The following is an 11,720-nucleotide window of genomic DNA, read 5'->3' on the forward strand; positions in this document are numbered from 1 at the left end:
GGCTCTGGAAGTGTTTTCAGCGCCTGGCAGTGCCAGGCGCCTGATCCATTCAGCTAGCGACGATATTCACAAGTTTGCCGGGCACCACGATCACTTTGCGGATCGTCAGGCCGTCGATGAAGCGCAGGACATTTTCGTTGGTCCGTGCGGCGGCTTCGACTTCCTCGCGACTGGCGCTGGCGGGCATTTCGATCTGGCCGCGCAGCTTGCCGTTGACCTGTACCACCAGTTGCAGCGTGTCCTGTACCAGTGCGGACTCATCGACCACCGGCCACCCAGCGTCGATCACCGGGTCTGCGTGGCCCAGTGCAGTCCACAGTTCATGACTGATGTGCGGAGTAATCGGGGCCAGCAGCAGGGCGACGGTTTCCAGACCCTCCTGTAACAGCGCGCGATCCTGCTCCGACGCCTGTGGTGCTTTTTCCAGCACGTTCATCAGGGTCATCACTTGGGCGATGGCGGTGTTGAATTTGTGATGCTGACCGACATCCTGACCAGCTTGTCTGATGGCCAGATGCGTCGCACGGCGCACGGCTTTCTGCTCGTCGCTCAGCGCGGTCTTGTCCAGAGCGCCCGGCAAGCCAGCGTTGACGTGGGCCTGAGCCAGACGCCATACGCGCTTGAGGAAGCGGTGCGAACCTTCGACGCCGGAATCGGACCATTCCAGGCTCATGTCGGGCGGCGAGGCGAACATCATGAACAGGCGGCAGGTGTCGGCACCGTACTGATCAATCATCGATTGTGGGTCCACGCCGTTGTTCTTCGACTTGGCCATCTTCTCGATGCCGCCGATTTCCACCGGAAGGCCGTCGGCAATCAGCTTGGCACCGACGATCTTGGCCTTGCTGTCGCGTTCGAATTCGACATCGGCCGGGTTGAACCAGGTCTTGCTGCCGTTGGCCTCCAGGCGATAGAAGGTCTCGGCGACCACCATGCCCTGAGTCAGCAGGTTCTTGAACGGCTCGTTGGAGCTGACCAGACCTTCGTCGCGCATCAGCTTGTGGAAGAAGCGCGCGTAAAGCAGGTGCAGGATCGCGTGTTCGATACCGCCGATGTACTGATCGACCGGCAGCCAGTGGTTGGCGGCTTTCGGGTCGACCATGCCGCCTTCATAGTGAGGCGAGGCGTAGCGGGCGAAGTACCACGAGGACTCCACGAAGGTGTCCATGGTGTCGGTTTCGCGTTTGGCCGGTGCGCCGCATTTCGGGCAGCTGCACTCGTAGAACTCGGGCATGCGCGCCAGTGGCGAACCGGCGCCGTCCGGAACGACGTCCTCCGGCAGCTTCACTGGCAACTGGTCTTCAGGGACAGGCACGTCGCCGCATGCGTCGCAGTGGATGATCGGGATCGGGCAGCCCCAGTAGCGCTGACGGCTGATGCCCCAGTCGCGCAGACGAAACTGAGTGCGCGACTTGCCGAGCTCTTTCTTGGTCAGAGCCACTTCGATGGCGTCGAAGGCACCGGCGAAGTCCAGGCCGTCGAACTCGCCGGAGTTGATCAGCTGGCCGTGCTCGTTGTACGCATCCTGCCATGGGGCTGGCGTTTCATCGCCCGCGCTGGTGCGCACCACTGGTTTGACCGGCAGGTTGTACTTGATAGCGAATTCGAAATCGCGCTCGTCATGAGCCGGTACTGCCATCACGGCGCCGTCGCCGTAGTGCATCAGTACGTAGTTGGCGACCCACACTGGCAGTTTTTCGCCGGTCAGTGGGTGTTCGACGAACAGCGGCGTCGGCAGGCCTTTCTTTTCCTGAGTGGCGACGTCGGCTTCTGCGACGCTGCCGCTCTTGCATTCATTGATGAAGGCTTGCAGCTCTGGATTGTTCTGCGCTGCCAGGGTCGCCAGCGGGTGCTCGGCGGCAACGGCCACGTAAGTCGCGCCCATCAGCGTGTCTGGACGGGTGGTGAAGACTTTCAACGCGCCGGCTTCGCCGATCGACGCTTGGTCGTAAGGGAACTGCACTTCCATGCCACGGGATTTGCCAATCCAGTTGCGTTGCATGGTCTTGACCTGTTCAGGCCAGCCCGGCAACTCGTCGAGGCTCTCCAACAGCTCATCGGCGTAGGCCGTGATCTTGAAGTAGTACATCGGGATTTCGCGTTTTTCGATTACCGCGCCCGAACGCCAGCCACGACCGTCGATCACTTGCTCGTTGGCCAGAACGGTCTGGTCGACCGGGTCCCAGTTCACGGTGCCGTTCTTGCGGTAGATCACGCCTTTCTCGAACAGGCGAGTGAACAACCACTGTTCCCAGCGATAGTAGTCCGGCTTGCAGGTGGTGACTTCGCGCGACCAGTCGATCGCAAGGCCCAAGCTCTTGAGCTGGGTCTTCATATAGGCGATGTTTTCGTAGGTCCACTTGGCGGGCGCGACGTTGTTCTTCATCGCGGCGTTTTCCGCCGGCATGCCGAAAGCGTCCCAGCCCATCGGCTGCAAGACATTCTTGCCCTGCATGCGCTGGTAGCGCGCGATCACGTCGCCGATGGTGTAGTTACGCACGTGACCCATGTGTAGCTTGCCGCTGGGGTAAGGGAACATCGACAGGCAGTAGTAGGTGTCCTTGCCTGGCTGTTCACTGACTTCAAAAGACTTTTGCTCTTCCCAGAAGGTCTGGGCGGCGGCTTCGATTTCGCGGGGCTGATAGAGTTCGTGCATGGCTACTTTTGACTAGAGATTGGTGACCCTTGACCTCTTCGCTACAGTCCCGGACCTGATGGCCGTCGCTTGTCAGGCTGTGCCTTTGGCAACGCGACGGGTTCGAGCCCGGTTGAGCGGAAGTGGAATTACAGGAAGCGCCGTAGCATACATGAGGGCAGAGTTCCGAGGGAAACCCTGATTGCGCAGGCCTGGTACGACAAATGGCCTGGCCGCCGTTGGTCGCGGCATCGCGCCGGTTTTCGCAGTGCCGCTAAGCTCATTGACGAGGGTATGTCTTTATCTTCAGTGAGGTGAACGGATGGCAGAGCTGCGGCACCAAGTAAAAAAGAAACCTGATCTGTATGACCGTTTGATCGATCGTCTGGGGCTTGCTCTGGACGTGGCGAAAACAGCAGTCCGGCTTCGCAATGAATACCCCGCCGAACTGGAACTGCGTGGATTGAGTCACGCCGAGTTTCAGCTCATCGAGGCGTATCTGGGTAGAAACGATAGACAAGAAGTCGTCGTGATTGAGGATTCATCAAGCATAAAGAAGAGCAGTTCCAGCACTTCTCGGGAGCCTTCGGAGCCGCCCCGCGGCCCGCATCCCTCGGCCAATGTCATCTGGCTGAAGGATCAGCGTCGCGCCAAGGCGTCGGCAAAGTTGAGTCGCTACAGTTCCAGCAAACATTTTAAGCGGTAACTTTTACGGGTCTTGATCCCGTCTGATTAAGCATTGTTGCTTAGCGTCAATCCTTTTAGGCTTCGGGCATCTTCTGGAGATGCTCGATGCCTTTTCGCTATTTCATCAAGAACCTGCTCCTGCCGCCCGGCCTTTTTCTGCTGCTTCTTCTGTTTGCCTGGTGGTTGAGAAACGCCAGGCCTCGGCTGGCGCGTGCGCTGTTCGTGGTCGGGCTGGGCGGCATGTGGCTGATGAGTTTGCCGGTGATGGTGGAGTGGTCGGCCAGAGGGATCGAAAGCATTCCGCCATTGGCTCAGGGCGAGTGGTCGACGTTGGCGCAGCGGGCCGATGCCATAGTGGTCCTGGGTTCGGGGCGCGAGCGCAACGAGCCGAGCTGGGGCAGCGACGTTCCCACCGGTGTGGCCCTGGAGCGCATGCGCTACGCGGCACGTCTGTCCAAGGCCTCAGGTCTTCCGATCCTGACCACTGGCGGTCTGCATTACGGCGAGCCGCCCAGTGAGGCGGCAATCATGGCTGATTCCTTGCGCGATGACTTCGGTGTGACCGTGCGTTGGCAGGAAGGGCAGAGCCGCACCACATGGGAAAACGCCACCATGACCGCTGCGATGCTGCAGCCGCTGGGTATCAAGCGCGTGGTGGTGGTGACTCAGGCCTGGCACATGCCGCGTTCGGTGTGGAGTTTCGAGAAGGCGGGTTTCAGCGTCGTGCCCGCGCCCGTTGGATTTCTGAGCACCGACAACGCCAGGCCTTTCGGTGGCTGGATCCCGGAGTCCAGGGCCGTCTGGCAGATGGGGCAATTGCTGAATGAGGCGGCGGGGTGGGTGGGGTATCGGCTGTTCTATCGATGATTCCATTGACCTGCGCGGATCCCTGTGGGAGCGAATTCATTCGCGAGACGTCAGTGCCGCCAATACATCTCTGTGGGCCGAAACACCGCGTTGCGAATGAATTCGCGCCTACAGAGGATTTGTATCGCGGCCAGCCTCTGCGTCAAACCGCCTTGGAAATCCGGCTCGCCAACAGCGCCCATCCAATCAACATCAGCGACAGAATGATCAGCGGCCACGAACGCCAGTGCAGATACGGCGTGAGGTTGCGCATGGGCGTGACTTCGCCGTACATCACTGCACGTTCAAACTGCGGCACGGTGGCTGTTATCTTGCCGAACGGATCGATCAGTGCGCTGACGCCGTTGTTGGTGGCGCGGATCATCCAGCGACCGGCTTCCAGTGCGCGCATCTGCGCCATCTGCAGGTGCTGCAGCGGGCCGATGGAGGTGCCGAACCAGGTGTCGTTGCTCACCGTCAACAGCAGATCACTCTGCGCAGACAAACCGGCGGCGAATTCCGGGTACACCACTTCGTAACAGATGAAGGGGGCGATCTGGTAACCCTTGGCTTGCAGCAGAGGCTGTTCGGCCGGGCCGCGGGCGAAGTCCGACATCGGCAGATCGAAGAACGTGATTACCCCACGCAGCAGGTCCTGCAAGGGCACGTACTCGCCGAAAGGCACCAGCTTCTGTTTCAGGTAAGTGCCATCGCCTTCGCCGGTCACGGTAATAGCGTTGTAATAACGGTACTCACCATGGCCGCCTTTCTGGCGCAGCGGCACACCGGTGATCAGCGCCGAACCGCGATCAGCAGCGAATTTGCCCATCATCGACAGATAACCCTCGACAGACTCCTTGAGCACAGGCACGGCGGTTTCCGGCCAGATGATCAGATCGGCCTTTTGCGAGGTAAAAGTCATGTCGCGGTACAAGGCCAATTGCGCGTTAAGCGCGGTCGGGTCCCACTTCATGCTTTGCTCGACGTTGCCCTGAATAGCGGCGACTTTCAGTGGCGCGCCGGAAGCTTCGGTCCAAGCGTGGCTCTTGAACGCCAGACCAGCAACCCAAGGCGCCAGCAACAGCACAATGCCCACTGCCAGAAAGCTCTTGCGTGTGCGCAGGCGGGGCAGGTTACACAGCAGCGCGGCGGTCAATGCCAGGCTGAACGAAATCAGCCACATGCCACCCAGCGGGGCCAGACCTTTGAGCGGGCCGTCGAGCTGGCTGTAACCGGAATAAAGCCAGGGAAAGCCGGTCAGGAACCAGCCGCGAAACATTTCCTGACCGAACCACAGCGCGGCGAACGCCAGCGCATCGGCCAGCGGCGCTTCGTTGCGACGGATCCATCGCGCCCAGAGCCACGCGGGCAGGGCGAAGAAGAAGGCCACGCAGGCGCAGAACAGCACCATCAGGAAGCCAGCGAGCCAGACCGGTGCTTCGCCATAGGTGTGAATGCTGACGTAGATCCAGCTGGTGCCACCACCGAACAGACCGAAACCGTAAAACCAACCGCGCCACAAGGCCTGTCGGGGTTTCAGATCACGAAGTCCAAGATAGAAGACCACCAGCGCGACAATCGCCAGTGGCCAGATATCGAATGGCGCCAAGGCCAGGGTGATCAGCGCGCCAGCCACCATGGCCAGCAGGTTACCGGGCCAGCCGGGGCGGGTGATCCAGCGCATTTACATTCCTTATTACGGGGGCACAACGTTACGAGCGGGAGATCGGGCTCAGACGCAACAGGTGAATACGACGGCTGTCGGCGTTCAGGATGCGGAAACGATACGCGCCGATTTCGGTGATTTCATTACGCTTGGGCAGGTGCCCGAACGCATTCATCACCAGACCGCCGACGGTGTCGAATTCGTCATCGGAGAATTCGCTGTCGAAGAACTCGTTGAAGCTGTCGATCGGCGTCAGCGCCTTGACCAGGAAGTCGCCGCTTGGCAGCGGTTTGATGTAGCTGTCTTCCTCGACGTCGTGTTCGTCTTCGATATCGCCGACGATCTGCTCCAGCACGTCTTCGATCGTCACCAGACCCGCCACACCGCCGTATTCGTCGATGACGATAGCCATGTGGTTGTGATTGGCGCGGAATTCACGCAGCAACACGTTCAGGCGCTTGGATTCGGGCACGAAGGTTGCCGGACGCAGCAGGTTCTTGACGTCGTCGGCCCCGCCGTTTTCCTTGAGAATCAAGGGCAACAGGTCCTTGGCCAGCAGCACGCCGAGCACGTCGTCATGGCTTTCGCCAATCACCGGGTAACGTGAGTGTGCCGATTCGATCACCGACGGCAGGAATTCACGAGGGCTCTGGCTGGCCTTGATGCTGATCATCTGCGAGCGCGGCACCATGATGTCGCGCACCTGCAGGTCTGCGACCTGAATGGCGCCTTCGACGATGGCCAGCGCTTCGCTGTCCAGCAGCTTGTTCTGATGGGCTTCGCGCAGCAGCTCAAGCAGCTCCTGGCGGTTTTTCGGCTCATGGGCAAATGCCTGGGTCAGTTTGCCCAACCATGACTTTTGCCCGCTGCTCGATCGGTCTTCGCTCATAGCCCTTACTCGTGGTCCTTGCCTGGTGTTTCCGTAGGTGGTGTGTCGACAATTTCATCGTCGGCGTAGGGGTCGGGGTAGCCCAACTCTGCAAGCAACTCTCGTTCCAGTGCTTCCATCTCTTCGGCTTCGTCATCGTCGATGTGATCGTAGCCCAACAAATGCAGGCAGCCGTGAATCACGAGATGCGCCCAGTGTGCGTCCAGCGCCTTGCCCTGCTCGGCAGCCTCGCGGGCCACGACAGGCACGCAGATCACCAGATCGCCCAGCAGCGGGATATCGAGTAGTTCGTCGGGCACATCGGCAGGAAACGACAGCACGTTGGTGGCGTAGTCTTTGTGCCGCCAGGTGTGATTCAGCTCTCGGCCTTCGACTTCGTCGACCAGGCGAATGGTCATTTCCGAATCCGTCGAGCGCTGGCGCAGGCCCATTTCACACCAGAGGCGGAACTGGGCTGCGCTCGGAGCGCTGGCTTGAGAAGCGACTTGCAGATCCAGCTCAAGCATCACGACGATTGTCCCGTGAACCGGTCTGATCGTTGCGTTCCTCGAAGCGCTCGTAGGCTTCGACGATGCGCTGCACCAGCGGATGGCGCACGACGTCCTTGGGCTTGAAGTGGGTGAAACTGATGCCCGGCACATCCTTGAGCACTTCGATGACATGAGTCAGCCCGGATTTGGTGCCTTTGGGCAGGTCGATCTGGGTGATGTCACCGGTGATCACGGCGGTGGAGCCGAAGCCGATACGGGTCAGGAACATCTTCATTTGCTCGACGGTAGTGTTCTGACTCTCGTCGAGAATGATGAAGCTGTTATTAAGGGTGCGACCGCGCATGTAGGCCAGAGGCGCGACTTCGATCACCTGTTTCTCGATCAGCTTGGCCACATACTCGAAACCCAGCATCTCGTATAGCGCGTCGTAGAGCGGTCGCAGGTACGGGTCGATCTTCTGGGCCAGGTCGCCCGGCAGGAAACCGAGTTTTTCGCCTGCTTCGACCGCCGGGCGAACCAGCAGGATGCGGCGGATCTGCTCGCGCTCCAGCGCATCGACCGCAGCGGCCACAGCAAGGTAGGTCTTGCCGGTACCGGCCGGACCGATACCGAAGTTGATGTCGTTGGCGAGGATTTCCTTCACGTACCGCTGCTGATTCAGGCCGCGTGGGCGAATCATGCCTTTTTTGGTACGCAGGGCCACGCCGACTTCGGCGGCAGGGTGGTTGTCCAGTTCTTCGACACCGGATTCCTGCAGGAACAGGTGAACCATGTCTGGCGACAGCTCGGTACTCTTGGTTTCCCGATACAGTCGGCGCAGAAGGTTTTCTGCCGAATTGGTTTGTTTGCGCTCGCCAATCATCTCGAACTGGCCTCCGCGATTGCGGATCTCGATGTCCAGGCGCTGTTCGATCAAGCGCAAGTGCTCGTCGAATTGCCCACACAGATTGGCGAAGCGATGTGCCTCGATAGGTTCAAGGCTGAAGCGATGTGGTTCGATAGGTGCGTTCAAGGTCGTTTTTGGCCGCCCGCCGGCAATAAAGGTGAAATGAAGGATAACCCCTGTGGGCAGTGTCCGAAAGGGCCCACTTACTAATGGTTGAACAGCGGCAGGATTCGCCTGCGGCGCCAGGCCCTACGCAGACCCATGTGGGAGCGAATTCATTCGCGAGAGGTCGGTAAGTCCGACAGAGATGGGTCGGATGTACCGACCAATCGCGAATGGATTCGCTCCCACAGGTCTTGGTCCTCTCGCAATACCGCGGGTCCATCCCCGTAGTCCAATAGCCGGCCTGCTGGTGAACGCGGTGGGTCAGTTGATATTTGCGTGTCTGACACAGTGCCTTCTCCAGCAGGCCGGCTCCTACCAGGTAATCGAGATGCGGGCCATACCGTCGTAACCTTCGACGGATCGCCGGGATTTCGCGTAAAGCCGCGGTCCATTGTAGAAGCCGGCTCGGCAAACCGGTGATCAGACACATGAATGTGGACTGACGCATGATCCCCTGTGGGAGCGAATTCATTCGCGAGACGCGGGTACATTCGGCACAAATGTGTCGTCCATGCCGCCGTCTCGCGAATGAATTCGCCCCCACAGGTCATGCGTGGCCACAGCTTATTGCAACAAAGACCCACGCAGCGAATGCGGTTGGGCGCTGTCGATGTACACGTCGGCGAACTGTCCGATGAGCTTGGGGTTGTCGCAGCGGAAGTTGACGATGCGGTTGTTCTCGGTGCGGCCCTGCAGTTCGCCAGGGTCTTTCTTCGAGTAATCGGTCACCAGAATGCGCTGCACGGTGCCCGCCATCTTGCGGCTGATCTCGTAACCCTGCCGGTTGATCAGATCCTGCAGCTGCTTGAGGCGCTCTTTCTTGGTTTCTTCCGATGTGTCGTCGGCAAGGTCCGCCGCCGGGGTGCCCGGGCGTGAGCTGTAGACGAAGGAGTAGGAGAAGTCCATGCCGACGTCTTCCACCAGCTTCATCGTCTGCAGATGGTCTTTCTCGGTTTCACCGGGGAACCCTACGATAAAGTCCGAACTGATGCAGATATCCGGCACTGCCGCGCGCAGTTTGCGTAGGCGCGATTTGTATTCGAGCACGGTGTGATTGCGTTTCATCGCCGCCAGAATCCGGTCCGAACCCGATTGCACCGGCAAATGCAGGTGTTTGACCAGTTCCGGCACTTCGGCGTGAGCCTGGATCAGGCTGTCCGAAAACTCCAGCGGGTGCGAGGTGGTGTAGCGAATTCGGTCGATGCCATCGATGGCCGCCACGACGCGGATCAGCTCGGCAAGGTCCGCCACGCGGCCGTCGTGGGTCGTGCCGCGATAACCATTGACGTTCTGTCCGAGCAGCGTCACTTCGCGCACGCCGTTCTCGGCCAGGTGGAAAACTTCGGTGATCACGTCGTCGAACGGACGGCTGACTTCCTCGCCTCGGGTGTAAGGGACCACGCAGAACGTGCAGTATTTGCTGCAGCCTTCCATCACCGAGACATAGGCGCTCGGGCCATCGACACGGGGCTCGGGCAAGTGGTCGAATTTTTCGATTTCCGGGAACGAGACGTCGACCTGCGGCAGGCGAGTGACGCGCGCGGCATCGATCATCTCCGGCAGGCGATGCAGGGTCTGCGGCCCGAACACCACATCGACGTAAGGCGCGCGATCACGAATCGCCGCGCCTTCCTGACTGGCCACACAGCCACCGACGGCGATCACCATTTCCGGGTTCGCCAGCTTCAGTTCACGCCATCGGCCAAGCTGGGAGTAGACACGATCCTGCGCCCGCTCGCGAATCGAACAGGTGTTGAGCAGGATGACATCGGCGTCTTCCGCGCGGGCGGTGACTTCCAGTGCTTGATGTTCGCCCAGCAGGTCGACCATACGCGAGCTGTCGTACTCATTCATCTGGCAGCCGTGGGTTTCGATGTAAAGCTTCTTGGCCATGCGGGTTCGGATTCATCAGGTGATTCGAAGAACCGCGCATTATAGGGACCATGGCCTCAGCTTCCTAGCGTTGCCTAACCAGCGGCATGCTATAGTTCGCGCCCTTTTCAAAACACCGATCATTGCCTGCCTGTTATGACCAAACGCGAAGCTCCAATCTACAAGGTGATTTTTCTCAACCAGGGACAGGTGTACGAGATGTACGCCAAACAGATCTATCAGAGCGATCTGTGGGGATTCCTTGAAGTGGAGGAATTCGTCTTCGGCGAGCGTACGACCGTGGTGGTAGATCCCAGCGAAGAGAAGCTCAAGGCGCAGTTCGATGGCGTGGTGCGCAGCTTCGTGCCGATGCATTCGATCGTGCGTATCGATGAAGTCGAGCGTATGGGCACAGCGAAGATCAGCGAAGCGCGTCAGACCGGTAACGTGATGCCGTTTCCGATGCCGATGCCGGACAAGTAAGGCCGTCAAACAGGCCCTGCGATCAGGGCTTGCCGGTATTGGGGAAGGGCGCGAAAGGCGTGCGCCCTTCGGCAGTCTGCAGTTCCAGCAGGTATTTACGGAAAATTTGCCCCAGCACCTGGGTGGCGACTTCCAGGTCTTCCTTCTTCATCTGCGCGGAAACTTCGTCGGCCTGATCCAGGGCGTCTTCCGAGCCATTGACCGCCGCCATCTTCAGCACGATATAAGCCTGAATGTTATTGGCTTGCACGCCTTCACCACGGAAGAACATCAGACCCAGTTGATACTGTGCCTGCGCATGGCCCTGCAATGAGGCCTGTTCGAAGTAGTTGAGCGCCTGGGTGAGATCACGCGGCGCATTCTTGCCGTCGTAATAGAACTGCCCCAACTCGTACTGTGCCTGCGCATCCCCGCCTTGAGCCGCCTGCTGACAGGCCGACAATGCGGCTGGCAGGTTGTCTGGCTGGGTATTCAGGGTGCAGCGACCCACCGCTGGTATTAACAACGAGTTGCCACCTGCATTCGCCAGCAGGGGATGAAGAAGCAACAGGCAGCCCAATGCAAGGGTGCGGCCGGTGCGATTCATGGAAGTCGACTTACCTCTGAAAAAGGTGCGGGCATGCCCGTCCAGCTAAACGTGCTGGCTGCGCATTATGAAATAAGCAGGGCCAACCTTACAAAGTCTTTACTGATTTTCTGCTGCACGGGGCCGGTTGGCCTGTATTCAGGGGCTCGAATCCGTGTGCGGAACTAAGTATCGAACAAAATAACCTGAGAGCAGCGTAACTCAACTGCATGAACTTGCGGCTGATGCAGAGTTGTAGGAACCGATATGCTGGCGACGCGGTGGTTCAGTTGACATTTCCGTGTTCGACACAGTGCCTTCGCCAGCAAGCCGGCTCCTACAAGGTAATCGGGATGCGGCCCACGCCGTCGTAACCTCCGACCTCTTCTACCGGTTCTGCAGAGCGCCGGGATTTGGCGTACAGCCGCGGTCTATTGCAGGAGCCGGCTTGCAAACCGGCGGATCAGACACATGAAGGTCGACAGATGCATGACCCCCCTGTGGGAGCGAATTCATTCGCGAGACGAGGGTACAT

The 11,720-nt window shown here is 59.5% G+C and carries 10 protein-coding genes; 3 read left to right on the forward strand and 7 right to left on the reverse strand.

Going from position 1 to position 11,720, the window contains the following annotated elements; genetic code table 11:
* Nucleotides 1–49: 49 nt before the first annotated feature.
* Nucleotides 50–2,656, reverse strand: a complete 2,607-nt coding sequence (gene leuS, locus ACRER8_RS22810; protein ID WP_431748448.1) for a leucine--tRNA ligase — start codon at nucleotides 2,654–2,656, stop codon at nucleotides 50–52.
* A gap of 301 nt (nucleotides 2,657–2,957) precedes the next feature.
* On the opposite strand from leuS, the gene ACRER8_RS22815 reads away from it, so the two are divergent.
* A complete protein-coding gene (locus tag ACRER8_RS22815) occupies nucleotides 2,958–3,341 on the forward strand; it encodes a hypothetical protein (protein WP_431748449.1) in 384 nt (127 codons plus the stop codon).
* Nucleotides 3,342–3,427: 86 nt separating this feature from the next.
* Nucleotides 3,428–4,189 carry a YdcF family protein gene (locus ACRER8_RS22820; RefSeq protein ID WP_431748450.1) on the forward strand — a complete coding sequence of 254 codons (762 nt, stop codon included), beginning with the start codon at nucleotides 3,428–3,430 and terminating at the stop codon, nucleotides 4,187–4,189.
* Between the two features lie 142 nt (nucleotides 4,190–4,331).
* On the opposite strand, the gene lnt is transcribed toward ACRER8_RS22820, so the two are convergent.
* The 5 genes from lnt to miaB form a co-directional block, all read right to left on the reverse strand.
* Nucleotides 4,332–5,852, reverse strand: coding sequence for an apolipoprotein N-acyltransferase (lnt, locus tag ACRER8_RS22825; RefSeq protein ID WP_431748451.1), 1,521 nt, complete (start codon nucleotides 5,850–5,852; stop codon nucleotides 4,332–4,334).
* 28 nt (nucleotides 5,853–5,880) lie between these two features.
* Nucleotides 5,881–6,723, reverse strand: coding sequence for an HlyC/CorC family transporter (locus ACRER8_RS22830; protein ID WP_431748452.1), 843 nt, complete (start codon nucleotides 6,721–6,723; stop codon nucleotides 5,881–5,883).
* A 5-nt stretch (nucleotides 6,724–6,728) separates the two neighbouring features.
* Nucleotides 6,729–7,232 (reverse strand): rRNA maturation RNase YbeY, encoded by a 504-nt coding sequence (gene ybeY / locus ACRER8_RS22835; protein WP_431748453.1) that lies wholly within the window; start codon nucleotides 7,230–7,232, stop codon nucleotides 6,729–6,731.
* Entirely contained in the window at nucleotides 7,222–8,226 is a 1,005-nt protein-coding gene (locus ACRER8_RS22840) for a PhoH family protein (protein ID WP_431748454.1), read from the reverse strand. The genes ybeY and ACRER8_RS22840 overlap by 11 nt, the downstream gene beginning before the upstream one ends.
* 603 nt (nucleotides 8,227–8,829) lie before the next feature.
* Complete coding sequence (miaB, locus tag ACRER8_RS22845) at nucleotides 8,830–10,158, reverse strand: tRNA (N6-isopentenyl adenosine(37)-C2)-methylthiotransferase MiaB (RefSeq protein ID WP_431748455.1); 1,329 nt, start codon at nucleotides 10,156–10,158, stop codon at nucleotides 8,830–8,832.
* Between the two features lie 135 nt (nucleotides 10,159–10,293).
* Between miaB and ACRER8_RS22850 the strand changes: the two genes are divergently transcribed.
* Nucleotides 10,294–10,620, forward strand: a complete 327-nt coding sequence (locus ACRER8_RS22850) for a DUF1820 family protein (protein ID WP_062384926.1) — start codon at nucleotides 10,294–10,296, stop codon at nucleotides 10,618–10,620.
* Between the two features lie 22 nt (nucleotides 10,621–10,642).
* Here the strand turns inward: ACRER8_RS22850 and ACRER8_RS22855 are convergent, their stop codons facing one another.
* Entirely contained in the window at nucleotides 10,643–11,206 is a 564-nt protein-coding gene (locus ACRER8_RS22855) for a tetratricopeptide repeat protein (protein ID WP_431748456.1), read from the reverse strand.
* Nucleotides 11,207–11,720 lie beyond the last annotated feature (514 nt).

Source organism: Pseudomonas sp., from assembly GCF_050739935.1.
Taxonomy (GTDB): domain Bacteria; phylum Pseudomonadota; class Gammaproteobacteria; order Pseudomonadales; family Pseudomonadaceae; genus Aquipseudomonas.